The following is a 23,393-nucleotide window of genomic DNA, read 5'->3' as shown; positions in this document are numbered from 1 at the left end:
ATGAAGTCTGTATAACAAAGCAGGAAAAATGAAAGGTGATTTAATTTGATAAAAGACATTCCAGCACCACAACGCAAACTATCCAAATATAGTATCAAGGTTTGGCTTATGAATGAAATCCTATCGAATGTAATTGGCTTAGGTATACTTGGTCTATTCCTCTATCTTAGCTATTCTTTTTCATGGAAAGAATGGATAGCTTGGATCATCATGGGGCTGATTTTGTTCACGATTATTGATATGAGCTTCACCCCTTTCAAGCTCCAAAGACGGTATCAGCATTGGCGTTTTGGGGTCAGTGAGGAATTTTTACAATTAAGGTCAGGAGCGCTTTTCCAAAAACATCAGATGATACCCATGACGAAGATCCAATCCGTATCCATTCATCAAGGACCATTCATGAGAAAATATCAGCTTTATCAGCTGAAGGTCAACACGATAACAACGGAGCATACCATTCCCGCTTTAGATGAAACAGAGGCGATGGAACTGCGACAGCAAATCGCAGGCTATGCGAATGTAAAGGAGCGGGACACATGAATCAAGAAAAACGGTATCATCCCCTGCTTATGGTCTACGATATTTGGCGCTTGATTAAAAACATGTTCTTCTTATTCCTGTTTTTATTTATTATTCGAGCAAATTCTGATTTTTGGCTGTTTACCTATGGCCGTTTGGCAATCGTTTTGATCTTTCTGCTTATTCTTTTGGCAATTCCCATTCGATGGTTTACCAGCAAATATAAAGTTGGAAATGAAAATCTGCAGCTAAACCGGCGTCTCGTGATAACAAGCAGCCGAACGATATCCTATGCAACAATTCAGCATACCAGGCGGAAAGCTTCCCTATTCCATCGCATGGTCAACATGACCTCACTTACGTTGGAAACGAGCACAGCTGGAGATAATAGCACGGTAACCTTTCATGTTCTAACACAGAAAGAAGCACAGGAAATTGAAAAACACATTCGTGCAACAAGAAGCTTGAACCGTTCAGAAAATACCTATGAGAAAGAATTCCCGGGCCCGGTATCTGAAAACGTTCAAACAGATACGTATAATGCAGATCCTATCGTTCATTTCTCGCCGACAGCCTATGATATTTTCAAAGCTTCCTTAGCATCCTTTAGTTTTATAGCTGTGTTTCCCATTGTATGGTCGCTCCTATCAAACTTCATACAATTGTTTTCTATCGGCGCACAAGCGGAAGATGTGTTCACCGATATTCTGGACGCTTGGCCCTGGTGGATTATTCTCGTTTCCATCATCTTGATCATACTGATTGCGATAGCTGCCGGCACCGTGTTAACCATATTTCGATTTGGCAAATATGAAATTGCTTCTGATATCGAAAAGATTTACGTTACACAGGGATTTTCAGAGAGAACTACCTTTACTATTTCCAAAGCAAATGTGCAAGCTGTCACCGTACATCAATCATGGATAAAACGAGCTCTTGGAATTGCGGAAATAAAATTGATTTGCGCAGGAACTACAGGCAGTGAAGATGCAGAAGTGAACAGACTGTATCCTTTTCTTCCTGTACAGCGTGCATACACAATGATTGAAGAAATATTACCGGCTTATCAGGTGACTTCGGAAATGAATCGTTTGCCTAAAAAAGCTTGGCTGCTTCAGATGCTAAAGCCCAGCTGGTTTTGGATGATTGCAACAGGCTTACTTTACTTTGTCAGACCTGACATTTTAGGCTTGAAAATACCCTGGTGGATACTTTCCGTCCTTATTTTCATTTTAGTCATAGTGTCCAGGCTGCTCTCTTCTTATCAAACCCGCTATACGATAAACAAGACATGTGTGCAGTTCAAGACTGGCGGTTTTCAGACAAGGGTTTTCTTGACTAAGAAAAAGAAGATTGCGGAATTACAAATAACACGTAATATTTTCCAGCAAAAACTGGGCTTAGCCTCTATCATCGTTAGTAATCGCGCCAAGCCTATCATGTATACAAAGATAAACCATCTTCCTATCGGGTGGTGCAAAGCATTTGACAGATGGTATCTGTTAAAGGAATAATATAAGTTGCTTTTTATCTGATTCATGCATATGATCGAAGTCATTTCTTTCCAATTATGATAAATGGGTTAAAGTATGCTCCGCTTTATGCAGCTTTCATTATACCCGGGTATAATAAGCTAAAACATTCAATAAATAGCACAAATTGATTTATTGAAAGAAGGCAATTCATGATGAAAATACTGCAGAGTATATTATGCGGGTTCGGCTTTGTTATGATTTATGTTTTAATCATTCTTTGCGCACCCTTTATCCTGAAAATGTTTTCTATTTTAGGTATACCAATCCATGCTACTATCTTCGGGACTGGTCTATTTGAGATGGAAACAAATCAAGGCGGATTTTATTCTCAACTATCTCTCTCGGGATGTATTCTTTCTTTTTTAACCGGCATTTTCTTTTATTATATTTTTTATCCCATTAAAGAGCAGCGAAAAAATAGAGAATAAGACGGTTTCCGTTAATAAATTGAAAAAGATTCCATAGACCTTCTGCTAAATGAAGATCTGTGGAATCTTTCTTTCAACGCTATTTATTCTGCCGTATAATGCCGCTCTCCAGTATTTGTATAATTCTTTCCGTCTCCACTTCTTCTTCATCCCAATTGATTTCCGGAAGAAACACATAACGTGCTACAATATACGATAAAATTGATGTAGCCACGGTGCGTATAATCGTATCCGCCTTCATATCAGCCAGCTGTCCTTTGTCTTGATAATACTTGACGATTTCCCGCAGCTTATCAAAAATATCATTCCCGACATATTCAATAAACTTTTCTTTCAAATCGGGATGAAACGGAATTTCCTGAACTAAAATTTTTAACATCGGCCAATTATTATGGATAAATTCTTTTCGATTTTCGATCATGGCACGAATAAAATCTTGAAAATATTCAAATTCCTGATCAAGCACCTTATTCAGATCTTTTTTTATCATTGGTGCAAGCCATTTTATCATCATTGGTGAAACAACTGCCATCAGCAAGCCTTTTTTCGATTTAAAATGCTTAAAAATCGTTCCTTCTGCCACCTCTGCTTTATTGGCAATTTCACTCGTCGATGTTCCTGCATACCCTTTTTCTGCGAATAAATCTGTGGCTGCTTCTAATATTGCGATTTGTTTTTTCGTTAGTTTGGGTTCTTTGTTTGTCATTTTCACTCGCCTCTTATCACGTTAGACATCTCTATCTATACTATATAGGATAAGCATACGGTTTGTCATGAATAATGAGATGGCTTTATTCTTTTGCCATTACTTTAACTTTCACTTCTTGTCCAGCAGATAAAAACCTGCTGTTCAGAGTGAACTACAGGTTTTATCACTTTATTTTTTAGGTAAATTCTCTATGTCATTATAATTATCTATAAATAAACTTTTATAATAGGGGGTTGGCTCAGTTCGCCTTCTTTGGAACTCATTATAATCAAATGGTACAACTTGTTCTTCTGGCGGTGCAAAGGGATCTTTATCCAGTATCACAGGAGTATGTTTGAAATCTTTTGCAATCTCGAACATGCATAACTCGCATAAAGTAAATTCAAAAAAACAATCATCGTACGGACTTCCATATCCAAAATAGGCGCTAAAATCATGAAAGAAATTCCCCTCCATGTTGTCCATTTCGTATTCCTTATGATAACGTCCGCAACGGTTGCAGTGAAATGTACGGTTTTCTCTTTTAACCATTTAATCCCTCCACAATAGACTTTTCTTAATTATAAGAATAATACTTTTTATTGTAAAGTTTCCAGTCTACGCAATAAGTAAATTTCAATTTAGAGGAAGCGCTGGATATCTAGAAGTTTCAGGTATGCTAAAGCAAGTGCATGATTGAATCTCAAATCCGTTGCAATTATTACTGGTACAGTCTATTTCTGGATGTCGATTATTTTTATTTGAAACAAATCAAAAATGGCTCCAATTATCTCATTTGGACAATCGAAACCATTTTTTGATCAACTATATCATAGTCTCTTCTCTATCGACTGACTCATTCTCCTAAAGCGAGTTTGTAGCCCCGCCATCAATTGGAAATTCTGATCCTGTCGTATAAGAAGAATCATCCGATGCTAAGAATAGCACCGTTTTCGCTACCTCAGCCCGCTTTCCTAACCGGCCAAGCGGATACCCTTCTCCAACTTCATCTGTAGATTTTCCTTGCTGCTCTGCTCCATAATCTGCCATCTGCGTGTCAATATAACCAGGATGGATAGAGTTCACGCGAATTTGATCTCTAGCAACTTCCATCGCAACATCCTTACTCATAATGCGGACAGCGCCTTTGCTTGCGCCATATAAAGCATGTCCAGGTGCTCCGCCGAGTCCTGCAACAGAAGAAGCATTGATAATGGAACCACTTTTTTGCTTCTGCATCACTGGCAATACATGCTTCATACCTAAGAATGTACCTGTCACATTGATATTCATTAATTTATTCCATGTATCTAACTCGATTTCTGTGATTGGCTTGATGATATAAATACCGGCGTTGTTGAACAAGACGTCAATGGTACCAAACTGATCAACTGCTTTTTTAACAACTTCTTGCCAATCCGCTTCCTGACTCACATCATGCTTTATCGAAATAGCCTCTGCTCCAAGGTCTTTGACTTCCTTTTCTGTTTCTTTCACACCATCCACATTGACATCTGTCAAAATAAGCTTTGCGCCTTCTTTTGCAAATAAGTGAGCTGTCTCTTTTCCAATACCTGTTCCAGCTCCTGTGATTAATGTAACTTTATCTTGCAATCTCATCTTAACTCCTCCTTGAACTTATAAAACAAAACATGAATTTTGCTTTCTTCGTATTTATTCCCTGTATTTGCATATTTAAACAAAGAAACAATATTTTCAAATATATTCCAATGTATAATTAAATATTAGAGTGTTCCCTTTTTTCTCATTTATAACATAAACAGGATATGGTAACATGATATCTATCCATGACTACATCAAAAGCAATGGATAACAAGAAGAAACAAAGGAGGAAATCAACATCGAAAATAATCTACATAAACCGATAACAGGTTCAAATCAGCCTCCTCCAGAAACAAGGGATAAGATCCGTCAAAACATAACAATTTCTTTTATCGTTTGTCTCCTTTTTACAGGAGGAGGAATCTATTTTCTATTCTTACATCCAATTAATTGGATATTAGTAAGTATTTGCGCTATTATCAGCTTCCTATCCGGCCTGACTTTTGTTATTTTTATGGAACAGAAAAAAAACATAGAAAGATATGAAATTAACTATGAATTAAATGAGAATGGGTATTTCCAAACTATTATTGATTATAAGACAGGGGAAAAAGAAGAAATAGCCATGTTATTTGATTCTATCCGGGAAGTCATTGTAGGAAATAACATCAAAGAATCTTACTCTAATGAACATCAGCATTATGTAGGAAAACTGATGGTTTTTAAATACATAGATGATCAATATTATATAAGAGAATTTTTTAATGAAGAAGAATTTTACAATTGGGTAGCCCGTTTTCAGGATAAAGGGGTGTCATTTTTTCAAACGGATTATGATCTCCGTCCGGCCTTTTTAAAACGTCAAAAATATCAAACGGACTTTAATCAGTTAGAAGGTGAACCATGGGATGGGAAAAAATTCCCTCAAAAAATAGGAAGAAAAATAGGAAAGAATCGCTTTCTTCCCTGGAAACCTCATGAGAAACAACCTGTGATTACAGTGAAACAACGGACAAGGAAATGGGAGATTAGAATAGGTATACTCCTATTAGTTTATGCATTGATTCTTGGTGTAACTGTCCTTCCATGGCAACCTGTCGATGATGATAATGCTTATTGGGAAATAGGGATATTGTTTATTTTTGGTGTGATTGGCATCAACATACTGCTCCCTATTATCAGTGTTTTTTGGAGGGCTTATACAAAATGGTTTCTTCCGTTCTTTTATTTCCTTATTATAATGGCAGGTCACAGTATTCCAGCATGGATTATATCTTTATTTACCGAAAATCCGCCGATGATTATCTTCATTATTTCAACTAATATTATTATTTTGATTGGATGGGTTCCTGTATATATCCTTCTTAAAGCGGGAAGAGGTATTTTTATTTTGATTAGAAAGGTTATTGTGAAAAAAGATAACCAAATGGCATAAGAAATAACAAAATGGTTTTCTGCAGATTTTGAAAATAGGTTTGCACATTTATTTTCATGTTGCATCTTTTTTGTATAGCTTCCATTTTCAAACAGAGAAAGAATCGAATCATAGATTCTTTCTCTGTTGATTAAAAGGATGATTGGATTGGATATGATAAAACAGCCTTCAATATCCTTTTTGAACATCCACTTTATTTTCCAAAACGTCTCCCGCTTCCACCTTATGCAGCGTATTAACAAAACAATCCACCGCTTCTTTAGCAGTCGTCACAGCGGATATATGCGGTGTAACCGTTATATTCGGATGCTTCCAAAAAGGGTGTGTGTCCGACAACGGCTCTTCACGGAAAACATCCAACACTGCAAATCGCACCTCTTCTCTATCGATTGCTTCTATCAAGTCTTCTTCAACGACGGACTTTCCTCTGCCCACATTGATAAATCCAATATGATCAACTTGATCAAAGAATCGCTTATCAAATAAATCAGCTGTTTTATCGGTTAATGGCAATGTATTCATTACATAATCAGCTTCTTTTATCAACGAGTCATCAGAGTCAACAGCTGCAACTTGGTTAAAAGCAGGCTTCTGTTTCCCGCTTAAAGATACACCATACACCTTCATTCCAAACCCAGATAGAATTGTAGCTACCTTGCTTCCAATTTCCCCGGTTCCATAAATCACGGCGGTTTTCTGATCCAATAACGCAGGGGTCATTTCTCTCCAAACTTTTTCACCCTGCTGTGCTGAAAAAATTGGATGAGCTTGTGCATCCTTAAGAATATAACTTAAACAATATTCACCAATACGCTGTCCAAACGAACAAACGGTCCGTGTTAATAATACGTTTTCATTCCAATCCTGATGATACAAAAAGCCATCAACGCCAGCTCCCAGAGAATGTACCCATTTTACTTTACTATAGTCGGTATCTTTCTGTACTTGAAAGCCGCAAAAAGCATCAGCCCAATCCAAGTCTTCTTCGGTAAGAGCATCTTCGGTTATGTAACGAATGCTTTTGTTCAATTTATATTGTTCTATGTATTCTTTTAACTCCTTCACCATTGGGCTAACAATAACGATGTTTTGAATGTTCATAGGAATGTTCTCCCTTCTTCTTATTTTTAAAATAAAAATTCTAATTTATAATTTCTCCATTCACTTTATCAAATTCCACATGGCAACTGCCTTTTGTATGTTTTCCTGTAACTAGCAGCGAACAGTTCCTCTGTAAAGGGCGAAAGGAAAACGCCCCGTGACCTGCAAATGAACACCTCTTTTCTTAAAAAATTCACTATACTTTTGTAAATGTTTAAAGTAAAAGCACTTTTGTATATTAAACAAACCTGCTAGTAAACCTTATAAGCCTGTCCAGTCTGCGCACCAAACACACTTTTTCGATAAGCTAGGCCAATTCTTTTGGAAGAAACAGGCTCAAATCCTTGGAATAGCTTTCCATACTTTTCTTTCGATTTCTCAAGCATGGATGGACTGACATGATTAATCCGAATTCCGCGCGGCATTTCAATTGCTGCTGACTTCACAAATGCTGATACGCCGCCGTTTGCCATCGCTGAAGAGGAAGCTGTTTTTAATGGATCATCCATCAGGACACCAGTTGTCAATGTAATGCTTCCGTTATCCTTTAGATAGTGTTGGCCTATCAATACTAAATTTACCTGCCCTAGCTGCTTACTATTTACAGCAACCATATTCTGCTCCGGTGTCAATTCATCCACCGTTGCAAAGTGTGCGGAACCTGCTGCACAAATAATAGCATCTACTTGCCCCACTTTTTCAAAAAGCGATTTTATGCTCGCTTCCGACGTCATATCGATCGGGTAATCCGAAGCATTTCTGCTGGCTTGAATGATTTCTGCATCGTCCTTAAACTCTTCATACACAACTTCTCCGATGGATCCGGTTGCTCCTACTAATAGTATTTTCATGTTTAATATCCCTCTTTTCTATAAAGATATAAAGATTTTGTGACTCTCTTCTTTCTTTATTTACTTTTATGAATACTTTCAAACTATTTATATATTATGAAATCAGAATCAGCATTGAATACTGCTTCTTCAATGGAATGAAAATATTCTCTGACGATTCCTTGTTTCATGATTTTTTAAGCATCATTATGTTTGTCTACGCCGGCTGCTTTGACATCTCCATGTTATGCTAGTACCCCATCAATTAGGCCTAAACCAATAATAATAATTTCTTCTTAATCATTGCCCCTTCTTCTATTTCATATCTATATTTGTCGTAACTCCCGGGCCTATTGGAATACCAAGCCATGTAAATAAAGAAAATAAAAGTGTTAAAGAAATCAATAGACAAATGACATAAGGGATAGCATGAGAAATAATTGTACCCAGACCTGCATTTTTATCCCATTCCCTCATAAATTCAAGAATCATAACTATATATGGATTTAGCGGTGACATCATGCTTGTCGATGCATCTCCAATTCGATAAGCCATTTGTACATAAGCTGGGTGATAGCCAAGCTGCAAAAGCATGGGTACGAAAATTGGTGAGAATATGGCCCATTGCGCAGCTCCACTAGTAATCACAAAGTTAATAATCGTCGTGATAAATATTAAGCCTATGATGACAGAAAAGCCAGTAAAATCAACAGAAGTTAAAAATTCTGCCCCATTTACTGCAAACCATGTCCCAACTCGTGTCCATTCAAAATAGGCGATAAACTGTGAAATAAATAAAATCAATACGAGAAAATTCCGCATATTATAAATTGCCTCTCCCATATATCTGCCAGCATCCCGGGTATTTCGAATCCGTTTCATTTTTATTCCATAAGTAACACCAATAACCAAAAAGAACCCTATGATAAACGTAAGGATCCCATTTAAGAATGGAGAGGGCACCAGGCCTCCCGCTTCATTTCGAAGAGGAGATTCAGGTAAAATGATCGCTATTACAACAAGCGCTAGATAGATTATCCCTGCATACATAGACCATTTCAAGGCAATGGTTTCTTCTTTCGTAACTGGGTTCACTTCATAATTAATATTTTCATTATATGGACCCAATCGCGGTTCGGTTATCTTTTGTGAAATAAAACCGCCGACCAGTGTAGCTACCACTGCCCCTGCAACCATAAAATAGTAGTTATCAACTGGTGTAACAACAGGTGCATTGTCACTAATTAATGCAGAAGCTTCATTTGTTAGACTCGCAAGAATGGCCTCATTTCCTTGAATTAACACGCCAGTTCCAATACCGGAAGCAATACCTACAAACGCTGTGATAATTCCGGCGATCGGGTTTCTTCCTAACGAGTAATAGATCATACCAGCAAGAGGAGGTAAAATTAAATAGGCAGAATCAGCTGCTACTGTAGCAAGATTTCCTGTAAATATCGTCATATACGGTAACATAGCTGCTGGAAAAGAAAGCATAATCTTTTTAATACCAGCCTCTAAAAGTCCTACCCCTTCTGCAATGCCAATTCCAATACGAACACTCAATACAACACCTAATGGAGCAAAAGCTGTAAAATTGGTTACTAAACTAGTAACCATAAATTCAATACCTTCACTTGACCATAGACTTCGTATTTCTAACTCTTCCGCTGTTTTAGGGTCGATTACAGTTATTTCAAAAATAGACAGGATTACAGAGACAATCATTAAAATAATGATAAAAAACACAAATAACATATACGGTTCTGGAAGTCTATTACCAAACCATTCTATTTTAGAAAGTATATCGAACTTGCCCTTTAATCTTTTGTTTGTATTCGTTTTAGAGGATTTCATTTAGATTATTTCCTTTGTTATTTGTCCATACTGATGACTTTTCCAAAACGGTTCGTCTATTTTTAATCCTACCATTCCCAATTGTTACATGACGTATGATTGTAAATTGAAACTTCATATTTCTACCTCTTTTCTAAATATTAGTGTTATCATATCCTCTATTTAAATATCATTTTCTTCCTAAAGTCAATACATTCATTCCGATAATCCGCTGTGAAGAATCTAAGAAGATTCCCTGTCAAAAACAGCTCCTTCAGAATAGATGACCCTGCCGCTTTTCTTTTAAATCTTCCGAAGCATCTTCACACTTCATCAAATCTAAAAAAAGCAGCATCTATTTGATAATAATAGATGGCTGCTTTTTCGAATATGATATCTTATTTCGCTGCCTTTCGCTTCCTTAACAACTTCGTAATCAATGGATAACATAAGGATAGCACCGTTAATATCGCCAAGACAATTGCAATCGGAGAAGCAAATAAAATGTCCATAGGAGAATCATAAACAACCATTGCTCTCTGGAAATTCTGCTCCATGTCTCCTCCTACAATTAATGCAAGAATTAATGGGACGACAGGATAATTAAGGATACGCATAAATAATCCAACTACGCCGGCAATCAGTAAAATATAAAAATCAATTGTACTATAGCCCAGCGTATATGCTCCTAAAAAGGAGAGGATAAGGACAATCGGATACAGCACATTAGGCGGTGTTTTTAATATTTTCACAAGCATACCAACCATTAAGATATTAATAACCACCAAAATCAAATTCCCGATAAACATACTGTTGATCAGTGTCCAGATCGTATCCGGACTATTTTCAAATAATAATGGACCTGGAGTAATTCCAATCATCACAAGCGCCCCAAGCATCACTGCTGTAGTCCCTGAACCCGGTATTCCCATGGTCAGCATTGGAATCAGCGAGCCGACGGCAGATGCACTATTTGCGGATTCCGGAGCAACCAGTCCTTCCACAGCGCCTTTACCAAATTCATCTTTATTTTTGGATATCTGTTTTTCTGTACTATAGGACAACAAAGAAGCAATCGTTCCTCCTGACCCAGGTAGTACGCCTAAAAAGAAGCCAATCGGACCGCTTCGGATAATCGGAGCAAGTGACCGTTTCCACTGGTCCTTTGTAAACCATTTGCTCCCGATATTCTGTCCATTTGACGTTTCTGCGTGTTTCGGCTTTAGTAAATTATAAAGCACTTCTCCCATCGCATAGATACCAATAATAATCACAATAAAATCAATTCCATCCGTTAAATGCGGCACCCCAAATGTAAAACGATGCACGCCGGACTGCAAATCTACCCCGATGGTACTGATACCCAGCCCTAAAAACATGGTTAAAAACCCTTTAATAATATTTCCTTGCGATAAGGTAACCACCGCAGATAAAGCAAATAAAAAGAGTAGTAAGAACTCTGCCGGTCCAAAATTCAACGCAAAATTAGCAAGTGGAATCGCTAAGAAGATAAATCCAAATATGGCCATGATGCCACCGATCAAAGAAGCCATTGCAGCAATAGACATCGCTTGTCCTGCCATACCTTTCTTCGTCATCGGATAACCGTCAAACGTAGCTGCAATCGAGGAACCGTCTCCCGGTGTATTAATCAAAATGGAACTACGTGAACCTCCAAATAAAGCTCCATAATAAATAGCTGCCATTAAAATAAGCGCACTAACCGGCTCCATCCCAAACGTTAACGGAATAAGCACCGCGACTCCCGTTGCTGCTCCGAGCCCCGGCAAAATACCAACAATCGTACCCAGTACTGCCCCAAGCAAAAGCCATAACAAATTAACAGGCTGGAGCGCAGTCCACAATCCATCTAAAATAATACTTACATCCATCGTTGCACTCCTCCTTTAAGGTAAACTTATTTGTAACAGCTCTGTGAAGCTATACCAGGTCGCAACGGAAACAACCAGTGTTACAATTACATTCAAACGCCATTTCTTCATCCCGTTTAAATAAAACATAAGCGCTGCCATAAATAATAATGTTGCTATCAAATATCCTACTATCTCAAAAATAAGCGCATACACCACACAAATTCCGATAATCATTCCAATTAATTTAAATGATTTCAGCTGAGCTATCTGCTCCAAATCTTTATTCTTTGCATATATTTGTTTCCGTACATTAACTAAGTCAGCAATCGAAAATACCAATAAACCAGCACAAACAAATAAAGGAAAGAACTTTGGCCCGTTTGGATTTCCTAATGTTGCTGGATCCAATTGGATAATCATTGTGCCATATATAACGCTGCCAATAATGAACATCAACGGCATAGCGTATCGTATTGTTACCTGCATCATATTTTTCCTCCTATGGCTTTAAGCCAGAATCCTCTACTATTTCTTCAAAAAAGGCGTTCTGCTCTTCTAAAAATTCCATGGTTTCTTCACTATCCATATAAAATTCATCCAAATTATTATTCTCTAAATCTGTTTGCCACTCTTCTGTTTCTACCATTTCACTTAAATAAAGGTCCCAAGCGTCAATTTCTTCTTCACTCATCCCCGGAGGTCCCATGATTCCACGCCAATGTGGAAATTCCATATCGATGCCCTGTTCTTTCCATGTTGGAATATCCGGAAATTCGTCTAGTCTTTCAGGAGATGTGACAGCTAAAACATCTAATTCTCCTGCCGCATATTGTTCCGTCATTTCCGATAGGGAGTTACTCGTAACATCAATATGTCCGCCTAGTAATGCATTCATAATATCTCCCCCACTGCTATATACGAGAAACTGTAACTCTGTCGGATCAATACCATATTCAATCGCAGCTTGGACAAAGGCAAGATGATTTCCACTTCCTAAGGACGGGCTGACTCCGATAACCAACGACTTTGGATCTTCCTTTAACTGATCCAATAACTCTGTTCCGCTGTCAAATCCTAAATCTTCTCTAACTCCAACTGCCAACCACTCTGTAGATAACATTGCTAATGGGGTAAAATCTTCATAGGTTAATTCAGTCTGTCCAAGTAATGGGCCTGTCATTAATAGACTGGAATTTAATGCCGCAAAATGCGCATCCTGCTGCATCAAATACTGCCAGCCCACTTCGCCGCCACCACCAGGCTTGTTCACAACCGTAATATCTTCTTCTACCGTTCCATCTGCATTCATCGCACGCTGTGCAGAACGAGCTGTCATATCCCATCCTCCACCTGGACTTGCCGGAGAAATAATTTCTATATTTTTTTCAGGGAACGTCTCTTTCTCCTCGCTTGTATCTCCTGAACATCCTGCCAAGAGTATACAACCAATAAATAACAAGCATAAACGCTTCATTTTAACACCTCACAAAATTCAATGATAAAGTAACCGCTTTCAATACCGAAGTTAATTATTACAAACAAAATACCAAAAAACAATATTTCGTATTTTATTTATTTAACATTCTTTAATGCCTTTTCGTCCTTTTTATCCACCACGTCAAAAGACAGCAAAAAACACCCTGATTGTCAGGATGTTTTTTGCTGTAAAATATATCTTCTTTCCGGTCGGCCAATAACGCCATAATTTAAAATGGTTGTGGCTTCTTCATTCGATACAATATGTTCCAGATACCGTCGGGCTGTTGTTCTTGAAATGCCGACCAGCTGGCACATATTATCAATGGTGACGCCTTCATGATGTTCTGTTAAAGCAGCTTTTACTTTTTCTAAAGTAATCGAATCAATTCCCGTCGGTAAAGGCGGCGGATTCGTTCCTTTGTTCTCTGTTCTTCTACCGTTTTCTCCAGTCAATATATAACTGGCCTCGCTTGTTGTAAATTCTCCATCTTCTGCAAACCACTGTCGATCTTTGATATATTTTTTTATTGTATCTGTAAAATCATCCACCGTAACTGGTTTAATTAAGTACTGATACACACCATAACGTTTTGCCAGCTGCAAATGCCGTCTATCTGTAGAAGCTGAAACAACAATAATATCCAACTCCGGGTAATGGATTCGAAGATAGCTGAGCAGTTCCGTTCCTAATGTATCCGGAAAATAAATATCAAGTATGACGAGGTCAACAGATTCATTTTCTACCAGCTCTTTTAATTCTTTTCCATTTAATGCTCTGCCGACAACCGTTATTTCTGAAATAGCCTGTAAATACTTTTCATGCAACAGAGCTACCCGATAATCATCTTCTGCAATGACAATATTCATTTTTTCACTCCTTCCTTAGGAAAATAAAGTGAAAATACGGTTCCACCATCCGCAGGTGACGTAATTTCCATTTCTCCACGATATTTTTTCACTGTTTCATAGACATGAAACAGTCCATAGCCTCGATATTCTCCCTTGCTTGAATAACCTCTGGTAAAAATTTGTTCTGTTTGTTCCTTGGTAATACCAGATCCAGTATCTTCTATGTCCATCACGATTTCATTACCGACATCTGTAATCATGACAGTTATTCGTTTTTGCTTTGAATCTATTACCGCATCAATAGCGTTATCGAGTAAATTCCCCAGCATAATTGCCATGTCTGTTGCTGATATTTTCGTTTTATCCAGATGGCTTGCTTCATCTATCACCAGTTCGATTTTCTTCTCCGCAGCTTTTGCCATTTTTCCTAACAAGATGGCTTGCGCTCCTGGATCTTTCACATTTTCAAACATGGGAAAAGCCTGTCTTTTATCTGTTGTTTCCTCCTGTATAATTTTCACAGCCTCTTCGTATTGCTCAAGCTGTATTAACCCCATCAAAACATACATTTTGTTTTTGAACTCATGCTTTTGCGCACGGAGACTATCCGCATATCCTTCCATCTGCGTCACTGTTTCCTGAAGCTGCTTTATATCTGTTTTATCACGAAAACTGCAAATGGCCCCAACAATCTGTTTATTCTCATACAAGGGAATACGGTTGGTAATAAACGTTTTCCCATGATAGGTTTTCTCTTCATCATAGCTTGCCTTTCCAGAATGAATCGTTTCCGGCAAACCAAGTTTTTTAATCGATTCCTGCATATCTGATGATGCATTCAGCAAAGTCTTCGCAGAGGGGTTGATCATCGAAATAGACTGATTATCATCAATCACGATAATGCCTTCTTTTACTGCATTCAGCATAGCCTCCCGCTCACGAAACATGTCAGCAATAACTGCCGGTTCTATACCCAGCGTATCCTCTTGAATGCTTCTTGCTAAAAACAACGCTCCGCCGATGCATAATGCGATACCGATAAATGCCACAACAGATAATCTGGTAAGCTTCGTTATAATGGTTGCACGAATTGATTCTTCCAGATACTCGACTGTCACCGCACCAATAACTCTTTCGCCACCGTTTATATCTACTTCTTCATAGATTGGTGCAATGGTCATAATAGCAGGACCAAGTGTCCCTTCCCTGTTTTCTGTTACATAAGATCCATATAACAACGTTTGTGCAAATTGATCTGTCTCTTCCATCACGCCAATTTCACGCTCGTTCGGATGAACAATGTATTCTCCCTCTCGTGTCACAACGGTCACAACAGGATTTTCCGCCTGCAACCGTACACGGTCAATAATTCCTTGTAATTCCTCCTGATTCCCATCGATAATGGCTTCTTCTAAAGCAGGCATAAATGCTAAACCATTAGCAGTCTGTCTCGACAACTGTTTGTATGTATCCTGTGCATTTCGAATCTCAAAATATGCAAATACAGAGATAAATAAGAAAATAAGAAAAGTAGATAAAATCAGAAATATGAACACAATCCGCTTCCGAATGGTCATATTTTTAATAAATGAAAACATTTATACCTCCCTTTTAGATGAAACAATACACTTTCATGGCTTATAAATTATTACATTATCAGTTTATAGGAAATATGATTTTGGAGCAAGAGACCGTGGGTTTATTTCCTTTTTAAAGTATGGAGCGCTTGATAATCAAAATAGGCCACTAAAATTTGTAACGACATAATGAAAGAAAACTATTCAACACATAGCCCCGGATGATAGAATGAGATATTTTATTTTAAAGGTAGTTTTATAGTGAATAGAAAGAAAAAGAGAACAGCAATTATTTGGAAAGTAAGGAAAGAAAAGAGAATTTATTGTCTAGTCATCTTTGATAGCTTATCCTTATAATGAATCTATGGAGAGGTGACTTGTTTATACTTTAGAAAAATATATCATTTTAGCAAATAGATAATTTAATAGAAGATTACTGGCTTAAATACTCTTCTATATGTTGATAAAAGACTGCTGGATGAAGACATTTTATTTTTCCGATTTGGGAGGGAAATCTTCGTGTATTTGTTGTTATGATATATTGACAATTTTGTTGAATAGCTGCAGCCCATACATGAAAGTCTTCCTGATTATAATAATTCAAAGGAATTTTCATTTTCCCCGTTTGATGTATTGCCAGTTTTTTAGCTTCTTCATGATTTAAACTTGTTAATTCCATTAAAACTTTACCAATTGGTTGATTTTCTCTAAGTCTCGTTTCAATACTGTACCTCCCCACTATACTGTTAACTGGCAATTTTTCATAAATATCAAGTATTGGATATATAAAATCACATATGAATCTTTCTATTTCCCATATCTCATATTTCATTGCTTTGCTCCCTTTTTCAATACCATTAAGTGCATTTCTTATAAATTCAAACAAACTTTGGAAAGTACAGGATGATATAAATCCGCCATTCGGGCTGCTTTCAAAATTTTTCTATTTATTCCTGCTTTTCGAATCGCACCACAAATAACTGTTATATCTAAAAAAACTTGGGGAGGGTTGTCTCGATTAAAGATTGAATTCATCGACATCCTCCGCTCTCTGATTTTTCTTATCAAGATGTTCTAAAATACTATTTGCTTTATCGTCTTGCTCTTTCGTTGTAACAAAATTATCTTCATGAATTCGCCAATGTCCGCCTTCAGATCGATAAACCTTTTTGAATGTACCCTTTTCACACATTCTGCGTATGGTTTGATCACTTAATCCTAATTTATTTGCTGCTTCACTGGTAGTATAAAACTTTTTCACATTTTCTCCAGCAATAATATCTTCACCGTCTTCTTCTCGTTCATGAAGATATACTGGTTTTCTTTCCATTATATAATGAGGTTGATTTGCTTCATTTATCCATATGGAGGCCAGCATTTTTTTATAAATAACTTGTGGATTTTCCGTCATTTCACTAATTTTTTCAATATAATTTAAAATCATTTCATAGGATGATTCAGAGATATATTCGACCGTTATTTTTCTGATCTCACTGTCTAAACGTCTAACCTCTTGTATAGATTCTCCATTTTGTATTGATAGCTGTAATTCAGAAACAAATGATGTATTCATATTAAGTTGCATAAATAACCTTTCAATAGCCGCTTTTAATACTGCTTGAGCTTTTAATTTATCATATCGAATTAAATCTTCAACTGTATCCCATAGAAGCTCTTGCTCTTCGTCTCTTCTAGCGTTCATGAAAACACCTCATTCTTGATACATTACTTATATTAAAAACGTATCATCAATAATCAATAAAAACAACAAAACTCAACAAACTCAACAAATTCTATTTGAATCATTCAATGTAAGGTAATTCTTATAAAGTGAAACTTCAATCAGCGAGGTTTTTTTCATCCTCCACTGAATAAGGAACAAAGACTAAATCCGCGACGTCGTGTCTCAGGCGCCTTTATGACCTATATCCTGCAGGACGGAACGAAACGGGCCGTTATTGGCTGCCCTGTCCTCCACTTAAAAATAACACTTTTCCTTATAGCTACCATTTTTTGATGAATAAATAAAAACACTATTACACCATTCTCGCTTCTTTTATGTTATATTACTTTGTATTGTAAAAAATATTGCATACACCCTGAGAAAAAACAATCATGAGGAGAGACGAGAATGACAACCATTTTATTTACAAATGCCAAGGTATTTACCGGAAACAATACAGCGTTTGAAGCAATGGACTTTATGGTAGATACAAAATCAGGCCAATTTGTCCAACAAGAAACAATAAATGCAGAGCAAACTATCGACTTAAAAGGAAAATACGTGATGCCGGGTCTAATCAATGCACATACACATATAATGTTAGACCCCTTCTTTAAAATTGGAGGCCTTTCGTCTGTCAGTACTGCTGAAACTGGAGCAGTCGTAAACACGTATATTGCAGCAGACAATTTAAATAAACTCTTAAAACATGGTGTTACGTATTTACGAGATGTTGGTTCTTCTGACAACATCGATTTACAACTGTCTAAATTGGAAAAGGAAAACAAAATAACTGCACCCGGCATTATCGGGTCCGGTCCAGCCCTTGTGATGACTGGTGGACATGGTGTAGAACTAGGCTGGGAATCGGACGGCGTAGATGAAATTCGTAAACATGCCCGTACCAATATCAAAAACGGTGCACGAAATATCAAAGTCATGGCTACCGGCGGGGTAAGTATGGATGGAGAAACGCCTGATGATGTGCAGCTTAGCTCGGAAGAAATGCGCGCTGCAGTGGATGAAGCACATCATAAAGGCTATACGGCCTGCGCACATGCTCAAGGGACAGAAGGAATCAAAAACGCTATCCGAGCAGGCGTCGATTCGATTGAACATGGTATCTATTTAGATGATGAAGCCATGCAAATGATGCTCGATAACAACACATATCTTGTCCCAACATTAATGGCACCTTGGGCCATTAGTCAGCACTTGGAAAATCTGCCTGATTTCATGGTGAAAAAATCACTTTCGGTTCAGGAAGCGCATATTGAAAGCATCGGCAAAGCTGCCAAAGCTGGAATTCCCATTGCGATGGGAACGGATGCAGGAACAGCTTATAACGATTTTGAAAATGGCTCTGCCCAGGAGCTTGAACTGATGGTCAATGCGGGCTTAACACCTCTGCAAGCATTGCAGTCCGCTTCTGTTCGTGCGGCAGAATTGCTTAAAATCAACGACTTCGCCGGCTCCATTGAATCAGGAAAACTTGCTGATTTTATTGTGATAGAAGAAAACCCATTGGAGAATATTACAGCCATTCAAGGTGAGAAAGTGGTTTATAAAAAAGGAAGAAAAGTGGAATAATCGTTCCATAATAGCCTGGACTCGGAAGATAAATGATATCTTTCAAGTCCAGGCTGCTTTATATCTCCCATCTTTCCTTTCCCCGGAAGATCCTTTTCATAACTATAATTGTTTTTAAGCATATCACCGATGAAATCATTGTATTTCCTGTCCAAACAAATAACCGTCGTTCTTATTTGTTTTTGCAATCCAATAAACCCTTGAGACGCAGAAAAATCGAATCCTATTTTCTTCTTTTAGTATTCGCTATTTTACGCCGTCTCAAAACACGAAATGCTTTACGCTCCCTCACAAAAAAAACTGTTCCATAAAGGAAATTCACCTTATGGAACAGCTTAGCTAATGACATGACAAGTTACTGCGACATTCTTTTCTTTTCGGAGAATAACTTTCCTCTCTCCAGCCATTTTTGTTTCGCTTCTTTTCTACGCTTTACTTCTGCTTTCACGAGCTTTGGATAGGTATCTTCCGCAAAGTCCTGCACACTATCCCAATCCGGAAAAAAGAGAACTTGCATATCCCTTGAACCATCTGCATTACGACGTTTATTCAGGCAAATGCCAAAAACCCGGCTCGATTCTTCAATCATCTGCTTAAACAGAAGCGGATGTTTTTCCTGATTTCGGTACAGTTCTTCCATCATTCCCATATAATGTGAATCATAATGATGGAATGGCATATCCGTAGTAATGCTTTTACTACTCCGATATACTTTACGATTGTTTGCATAAATCCATATTAAAGTACCATAATCCAGATTTTCCTTTGTACTTACGATAACTTTTTTCATGTTTGTCATCCCGTCTAGAGGAAAATTTAGCATGGTAAATATCATTCTTCAAATCTCCGTTTATTAAATAATGCTACCTCTACTTTTCATTATACACTACTTTCTCTTGAAAAGCTTGAAAACTTCAAAATAGCACCCGTTTCATTCCCTCTATTTTTGAGAAGCTCCCTGTGAGAACGCCATTTCCCAGCTATAGTAATCATTATCTTTATTTTTTTCATAACTTAAATAGGCGTTGAATTTCTTCCCTTTTTTACTTGTCAGACCTTTCACAAAGACTTTTTTATCCTTCAATAACTTCTTCACCATTGTTTTTGTCGGTTTCTTCCGCATCGAGGCCAAATATTTATCATTTTTCCAAATTGCAAATCTACAGCCCTTCTTCCAATTGCTGCAGCCAAAGGCTTTATAGCCATCTGTTACCTTACCGCCGCATGCCGGACATGTTCCTAACACTTCATTGGTTGCCCGCGTACTCGTTACCTTATTAATTGTAACGTCCTCTCCGTGCTTGATTGTTTCCACGGAATCGGTTGTGAAGTGAAAAATAAGACGGAGAAATTCCTGCTTACTCCCTTGCCCTTTTTGAATATCAGATAATCCTTTTTCAAGCCTGCCTGTGAACTCCAAATCAAATAAATTTTTCACAGGAAAAGTTTCTACCAGACGATTGCCAAGCTCTGTACAATGCAAATGTTTACTTTCTGATGTAATGTAACCTACATCTTTTAATTTTTTAATCGTTTCTGCTCTTGTTGCAGCTGTACCAATACTGAATCCGGCTAAGATACTGTCCGGTTCCTCTTCATTTTCATCTTCCTTATAATTTTTCCCGCATGTCTCCATGACACGAAGCAACGTTCTTTCCGTATGATGCTTTGGAGGTTTGGTTACATGGGAAGTAACTTCAGCACCTGCAACATGGACGCGCTCTTCTTTGCTCACATCCGGCAACAACGTATCTTTTGACTGGATTTTCTCTACTTTTTTCCAGCCTTCAACGAGTTGGACTTTTCCTTTTGATTGGAAAACGCCAGGTAAATCCACCTCTGCAATTGTAGTAGTTAATTTTGTTTCTTCATATTCAGCAATCGGCATAAATTGCATAATAAAGCGGTTTTTAATGGCTGTGTAAACAATTCCTTCATCTGCTGACAGTCGTTTCGGCTTCATATAAGTTGGTATGATAGCACTGTGACTTTCTACTTTCGCATTGTTAAAAACACGCTTGGTTTTCATAAATTTTATTTCATCTTTATAAGGAAGGTCTTCTGAATGTACTTTTAGCACATGAGCCGTTTTCCCAACCAAACTCTCCTCTAATGCCGTACTAGGCGTACGTGGATACGTAATCAGCTTCTTCTCATAAAGGGACTGCGCTACCTTTAGTACTTTATCCGAAGTCCATCCCTTGTATTTATTCGTTATAAACCCTTGCAGATTCGATAAGTTAAATAAAAACGGGGGAAATTCCTTTTTCTTCTCCACTTGTTTATCTGTAATGACTGCTTGTTTGTTTTGTATGACTTCGTTTATTGGCTCCAACAATTCTTTTTTCTTAAATTTATCTTCTTTATTTTCCGTGTAAGTACCTTCATATTCCTGATTTTCTGCAGTCTGAAATGTTGCTGTCAGCTTAAAATAATCTTCCGGCTTGAAGTTTTTAATCTCTTGATCACGATCATAAATAATTTTTAATGTCGGAAGAAGAACTCTCCCAATATTCAAGGCCTTGCTTTTCCCTTGCTGATATTTTAATGTTGCTACCGATGTCAAATTAATACCAATAACCCAATCGGCCCATTGTCTGCTGACTCCAGCATCCCGTAATGGCTGCATCGTATCATTCGGTTTGAGGTTTTCCAAGCCTTGCAATACTTCTTTTTGTGTCCATTCGTTCAACAGCAGCCGATATACTTTGGCTTTTGGTTTCTTCCCGCCCCGGTAGATAATACTATCTGCAATCAGCTGTCCTTCCCGGTCATAATCACACGCTGAAATAATGATTTCCACGTCACTTCGCTTCATAAGAGAATGAATGATCTTTAACTGTTTGGCAGCCCCTCCGTCTGTCTGCGCCCGATTTCTGGGATTACTTTTCACTTTATATTTAAATTCAGAAGGAATAAACGGAAAATTATCCATCTTCCAACTGCGCATTTTCACGTCATAGTCCTTTGCATCATATAACTCGACAAGATGGCCAAACGCCCAGGTAATGATATAGTTATCCCCTTCAAAGTAGCCATCTTTCTTGGTTTTTATGTTTAATGCGTCTGCAATATTTTTTGCGACAGATGGTTTTTCTGCTAAAATTAATTTCATTAAATTCACCTATTTGTTGTAATGTTTTGTTCAAGAGTAACATGTTAAGATTGCTAAAGAAACAAACGTTCACTCCGTAACAGGGTCTCCATGTTTCAATTTATGAGATACTGCATTTGAAAAAGAAATAGGAGCATATTTTGCAATTAATATCCTCTCTTCTTTTGATACATGATGCTTGTCCAAAAAATGTTTGAAGGATTGAAAGTCAGGCTTTTCTATTCTTTTTGGAAAAGGTTTTTGAAAGGTTAATCTGTACTTTTTTTCCAAAAGAAGCCAGCGTTTATCAAATGCTTCTTTCTCTTCCTTCATTTGTCTTGCTGTATTTTCTATTTCCATTTGTTCCTGCAGCAGCCAATTTTTTGCTTCTGGTTCCCCAAGTTTGTATACTAAAAGCAAGTCCATTTCACTTATTTTTGTACATAAATACTCAGCATGAAGGATTGACATATCCTCGAATTCTTCCATATCATTTATCAACTCATTGATTAAATCATCTATATCGTTCTTTTCCAAGTAACCATCATTATATATTTCCATTGCTAATAGCTCCAGTTTCTCGTTCTCCAATTTATTAAAATAACCATAATGAGCATTACGATATTGTTCTTCAAACCAGTCTGAATACTTTTCTCGATAAGTTTCATGAAATAGTCCGCAATGTGATTGATACGTTGCTATTCTGTTCCCAGTGTACTCCTCTAAAAAATCTGCCACCTTCTCATAGTCGTCTAGGTTAAAATTTTCATCTGTCTGACATCTGAACAGAGTTCCAGAATAGTCCCACGGTGGATCAAATTCGTGTGAGACATAATATTTTTGGCCTCTCATGAAATCATAGGAGAGAAGCGGAGAAAATAATTGCATGATTTCGGTTTCTATCTGGTCAGCTACTTCATGTAAATCTGTTTCAATTTTTTTGATAAGCAAGGTTGAATCCATTTCCATCATTCAACAGCCTCCATATACATTTTATTATTAACCGTTTAATGAATAAATGCTTTTAATTATAACCTTGACCTTTTCCCTTGATAAAACATCCAAATATTACTGCAACTACGTCATAAACATAAGAAATTTCATTGTAATCCGCTTTCGTATCCTGTACTTTCTACTTCGCTTGATATCAGCAGGTTTATCTTTATCAAATTACCCCAAACAAAACATTTGTTCGATATACTATTCTATTATGACATAGATTACATATTTTTTCTATTGAATTTTTGAATTTGATTATGTTATAAAACTCTA

Annotated in this window: 22 protein-coding genes; 5 read left to right on the top strand and 17 right to left on the bottom strand. The window is 37.3% G+C overall.

What is annotated here, in order from left to right:
- Positions 1 to 45 precede the first annotated feature (45 nt).
- The 3 genes from B7E05_RS09060 to B7E05_RS09050 all read left to right on the top strand — a co-directional run bounded on the left by B7E05_RS09060 (position 46) and on the right by B7E05_RS09050 (position 2,482).
- Positions 46 to 540 carry a PH domain-containing protein gene (locus B7E05_RS09060; protein WP_143833203.1) on the top strand — a complete coding sequence of 165 codons (495 nt, stop codon included), beginning with the start codon at positions 46 to 48 and terminating at the stop codon, positions 538 to 540.
- The gene (locus B7E05_RS09055) at positions 537 to 2,033 is read left to right on the top strand and encodes a PH domain-containing protein (RefSeq protein ID WP_080873889.1); all 1,497 of its coding nucleotides are present in this window, start codon (positions 537 to 539) and stop codon (positions 2,031 to 2,033) included. Before B7E05_RS09060 ends, B7E05_RS09055 begins: the two co-directional genes overlap by 4 nt.
- A 170-nt stretch (positions 2,034 to 2,203) precedes the next feature.
- On the top strand, positions 2,204 to 2,482 hold the full coding sequence (locus B7E05_RS09050) for a hypothetical protein (protein WP_080873888.1): 279 nt from the start codon (positions 2,204 to 2,206) through the stop codon (positions 2,480 to 2,482).
- A gap of 79 nt (positions 2,483 to 2,561) precedes the next feature.
- On the opposite strand, the gene B7E05_RS09045 is transcribed toward B7E05_RS09050, so the two are convergent.
- From B7E05_RS09045 to B7E05_RS09035, 3 genes are all read right to left on the bottom strand, one after another.
- Positions 2,562 to 3,188 (bottom strand): TetR/AcrR family transcriptional regulator, encoded by a 627-nt coding sequence (locus tag B7E05_RS09045; protein ID WP_080873887.1) that lies wholly within the window; start codon positions 3,186 to 3,188, stop codon positions 2,562 to 2,564.
- Positions 3,189 to 3,359: 171 nt separating this feature from the next.
- Positions 3,360 to 3,722 (bottom strand): hypothetical protein, encoded by a 363-nt coding sequence (locus tag B7E05_RS09040; protein ID WP_080873886.1) that lies wholly within the window; start codon positions 3,720 to 3,722, stop codon positions 3,360 to 3,362.
- 312 nt (positions 3,723 to 4,034) lie between these two features.
- The gene (locus tag B7E05_RS09035) at positions 4,035 to 4,790 is read right to left on the bottom strand and encodes an SDR family NAD(P)-dependent oxidoreductase (RefSeq protein ID WP_080873885.1); all 756 of its coding nucleotides are present in this window, start codon (positions 4,788 to 4,790) and stop codon (positions 4,035 to 4,037) included.
- 457 nt (positions 4,791 to 5,247) lie between these two features.
- On the opposite strand from B7E05_RS09035, the gene B7E05_RS09030 reads away from it, so the two are divergent.
- Complete coding sequence (locus tag B7E05_RS09030; RefSeq protein ID WP_080873884.1) at positions 5,248 to 6,168, top strand: hypothetical protein; 921 nt, start codon at positions 5,248 to 5,250, stop codon at positions 6,166 to 6,168.
- A gap of 168 nt (positions 6,169 to 6,336) precedes the next feature.
- Here the strand turns inward: B7E05_RS09030 and B7E05_RS09025 are convergent, their stop codons facing one another.
- The 11 genes from B7E05_RS09025 to B7E05_RS08980 form a co-directional block, all read right to left on the bottom strand.
- On the bottom strand, positions 6,337 to 7,269 hold the full coding sequence (locus B7E05_RS09025; RefSeq protein ID WP_080873883.1) for a D-2-hydroxyacid dehydrogenase: 933 nt from the start codon (positions 7,267 to 7,269) through the stop codon (positions 6,337 to 6,339).
- A gap of 251 nt (positions 7,270 to 7,520) precedes the next feature.
- A complete protein-coding gene (locus B7E05_RS09020; RefSeq protein WP_080873882.1) occupies positions 7,521 to 8,120 on the bottom strand; it encodes a short chain dehydrogenase in 600 nt (199 codons plus the stop codon).
- A 294-nt stretch (positions 8,121 to 8,414) separates the two neighbouring features.
- Entirely contained in the window at positions 8,415 to 9,956 is a 1,542-nt protein-coding gene (locus tag B7E05_RS09015) for an AbgT family transporter (RefSeq protein WP_080873881.1), read from the bottom strand.
- 377 nt (positions 9,957 to 10,333) lie between these two features.
- The gene (locus B7E05_RS09010; protein WP_080873880.1) at positions 10,334 to 11,827 is read right to left on the bottom strand and encodes a tripartite tricarboxylate transporter permease; all 1,494 of its coding nucleotides are present in this window, start codon (positions 11,825 to 11,827) and stop codon (positions 10,334 to 10,336) included.
- A gap of 15 nt (positions 11,828 to 11,842) precedes the next feature.
- On the bottom strand, positions 11,843 to 12,298 hold the full coding sequence (locus B7E05_RS09005) for a tripartite tricarboxylate transporter TctB family protein (protein WP_080873879.1): 456 nt from the start codon (positions 12,296 to 12,298) through the stop codon (positions 11,843 to 11,845).
- 10 nt (positions 12,299 to 12,308) lie between these two features.
- Positions 12,309 to 13,283, bottom strand: coding sequence for a tripartite tricarboxylate transporter substrate binding protein (locus tag B7E05_RS09000; RefSeq protein WP_080873878.1), 975 nt, complete (start codon positions 13,281 to 13,283; stop codon positions 12,309 to 12,311).
- Between the two features lie 173 nt (positions 13,284 to 13,456).
- The gene (locus B7E05_RS08995) at positions 13,457 to 14,155 is read right to left on the bottom strand and encodes a response regulator (RefSeq protein WP_080873877.1); all 699 of its coding nucleotides are present in this window, start codon (positions 14,153 to 14,155) and stop codon (positions 13,457 to 13,459) included.
- A complete protein-coding gene (locus tag B7E05_RS08990) occupies positions 14,152 to 15,735 on the bottom strand; it encodes an ATP-binding protein (RefSeq protein WP_080873876.1) in 1,584 nt (527 codons plus the stop codon). Before B7E05_RS08990 ends, B7E05_RS08995 begins: the two co-directional genes overlap by 4 nt.
- Before the next feature lie 412 nt (positions 15,736 to 16,147).
- A complete protein-coding gene (locus B7E05_RS08985; RefSeq protein WP_245833049.1) occupies positions 16,148 to 16,546 on the bottom strand; it encodes a PIN domain-containing protein in 399 nt (132 codons plus the stop codon).
- Between the two features lie 38 nt (positions 16,547 to 16,584).
- A complete protein-coding gene (locus B7E05_RS22410) occupies positions 16,585 to 16,749 on the bottom strand; it encodes a hypothetical protein (RefSeq protein WP_245833047.1) in 165 nt (54 codons plus the stop codon).
- A complete protein-coding gene (locus B7E05_RS08980; RefSeq protein ID WP_080873875.1) occupies positions 16,733 to 17,416 on the bottom strand; it encodes a helix-turn-helix domain-containing protein in 684 nt (227 codons plus the stop codon). Before B7E05_RS08980 ends, B7E05_RS22410 begins: the two co-directional genes overlap by 17 nt.
- Positions 17,417 to 17,845: 429 nt before the next feature.
- Between B7E05_RS08980 and B7E05_RS08975 the strand changes: the two genes are divergently transcribed.
- Positions 17,846 to 19,027 carry a metal-dependent hydrolase family protein gene (locus tag B7E05_RS08975; RefSeq protein ID WP_080873874.1) on the top strand — a complete coding sequence of 394 codons (1,182 nt, stop codon included), beginning with the start codon at positions 17,846 to 17,848 and terminating at the stop codon, positions 19,025 to 19,027.
- 355 nt (positions 19,028 to 19,382) lie between these two features.
- On the opposite strand, the gene B7E05_RS08965 is transcribed toward B7E05_RS08975, so the two are convergent.
- The 3 genes from B7E05_RS08965 to B7E05_RS08955 all read right to left on the bottom strand — a co-directional run bounded on the left by B7E05_RS08965 (position 19,383) and on the right by B7E05_RS08955 (position 23,093).
- Positions 19,383 to 19,817: a hypothetical protein gene (locus B7E05_RS08965; protein WP_143833202.1), complete on the bottom strand. Its 435-nt coding sequence runs from the start codon at positions 19,815 to 19,817 to the stop codon at positions 19,383 to 19,385.
- A 150-nt stretch (positions 19,818 to 19,967) separates the two neighbouring features.
- Positions 19,968 to 22,142, bottom strand: a complete 2,175-nt coding sequence (locus B7E05_RS08960; RefSeq protein WP_080873871.1) for a DNA topoisomerase — start codon at positions 22,140 to 22,142, stop codon at positions 19,968 to 19,970.
- Positions 22,143 to 22,211: 69 nt separating this feature from the next.
- On the bottom strand, positions 22,212 to 23,093 hold the full coding sequence (locus B7E05_RS08955; RefSeq protein ID WP_080873870.1) for a hypothetical protein: 882 nt from the start codon (positions 23,091 to 23,093) through the stop codon (positions 22,212 to 22,214).
- Between the last annotated feature and the right edge of the window lie 300 nt (positions 23,094 to 23,393).

This window comes from Oceanobacillus timonensis (assembly GCF_900166635.1).
In the GTDB taxonomy this organism is placed as follows: Bacteria; Bacillota; Bacilli; order Bacillales; family Amphibacillaceae; genus Oceanobacillus; species Oceanobacillus timonensis.
Note: the sequence above shows the minus strand (reverse complement) of the source record. Positions and strands in the feature narration are given on the sequence as shown.

Bases quoted from the DNA above. Each gene is read 5' to 3' on its own strand.
- B7E05_RS09055 (WP_080873889.1), top strand. From the start codon at position 537: ATGAATCAAGAAAAACGGTATCATCCCCTGCTTATGGTCTACGATATT.
- B7E05_RS09050 (WP_080873888.1), top strand. From the start codon at position 2,204: ATGATGAAAATACTGCAGAGTATATTATGCGGGTTCGGCTTTGTTATG.
- B7E05_RS09045 (WP_080873887.1), bottom strand. From the start codon at position 3,188: ATGACAAACAAAGAACCCAAACTAACGAAAAAACAAATCGCAATATTA.
- B7E05_RS09040 (WP_080873886.1), bottom strand. From the start codon at position 3,722: ATGGTTAAAAGAGAAAACCGTACATTTCACTGCAACCGTTGCGGACGT.
- B7E05_RS09035 (WP_080873885.1), bottom strand. From the start codon at position 4,790: ATGAGATTGCAAGATAAAGTTACATTAATCACAGGAGCTGGAACAGGT.
- B7E05_RS09030 (WP_080873884.1), top strand. From the start codon at position 5,248: ATGGAACAGAAAAAAAACATAGAAAGATATGAAATTAACTATGAATTA.
- B7E05_RS09025 (WP_080873883.1), bottom strand. From the start codon at position 7,269: ATGAACATTCAAAACATCGTTATTGTTAGCCCAATGGTGAAGGAGTTA.
- B7E05_RS09020 (WP_080873882.1), bottom strand. From the start codon at position 8,120: ATGAAAATACTATTAGTAGGAGCAACCGGATCCATCGGAGAAGTTGTG.
- B7E05_RS09015 (WP_080873881.1), bottom strand. From the start codon at position 9,956: ATGAAATCCTCTAAAACGAATACAAACAAAAGATTAAAGGGCAAGTTC.
- B7E05_RS09010 (WP_080873880.1), bottom strand. From the start codon at position 11,827: ATGGATGTAAGTATTATTTTAGATGGATTGTGGACTGCGCTCCAGCCT.
- B7E05_RS09005 (WP_080873879.1), bottom strand. From the start codon at position 12,298: ATGATGCAGGTAACAATACGATACGCTATGCCGTTGATGTTCATTATT.
- B7E05_RS09000 (WP_080873878.1), bottom strand. From the start codon at position 13,283: ATGAAGCGTTTATGCTTGTTATTTATTGGTTGTATACTCTTGGCAGGA.
- B7E05_RS08995 (WP_080873877.1), bottom strand. From the start codon at position 14,155: ATGAATATTGTCATTGCAGAAGATGATTATCGGGTAGCTCTGTTGCAT.
- B7E05_RS08990 (WP_080873876.1), bottom strand. From the start codon at position 15,735: ATGTTTTCATTTATTAAAAATATGACCATTCGGAAGCGGATTGTGTTC.
- B7E05_RS08985 (WP_245833049.1), bottom strand. From the start codon at position 16,546: ATGAAATATGAGATATGGGAAATAGAAAGATTCATATGTGATTTTATA.
- B7E05_RS22410 (WP_245833047.1), bottom strand. From the start codon at position 16,749: ATGAATTCAATCTTTAATCGAGACAACCCTCCCCAAGTTTTTTTAGAT.
- B7E05_RS08980 (WP_080873875.1), bottom strand. From the start codon at position 17,416: ATGAACGCTAGAAGAGACGAAGAGCAAGAGCTTCTATGGGATACAGTT.
- B7E05_RS08975 (WP_080873874.1), top strand. From the start codon at position 17,846: ATGACAACCATTTTATTTACAAATGCCAAGGTATTTACCGGAAACAAT.
- B7E05_RS08965 (WP_143833202.1), bottom strand. From the start codon at position 19,817: ATGAAAAAAGTTATCGTAAGTACAAAGGAAAATCTGGATTATGGTACT.
- B7E05_RS08960 (WP_080873871.1), bottom strand. From the start codon at position 22,142: ATGAAATTAATTTTAGCAGAAAAACCATCTGTCGCAAAAAATATTGCA.
- B7E05_RS08955 (WP_080873870.1), bottom strand. From the start codon at position 23,093: ATGATGGAAATGGATTCAACCTTGCTTATCAAAAAAATTGAAACAGAT.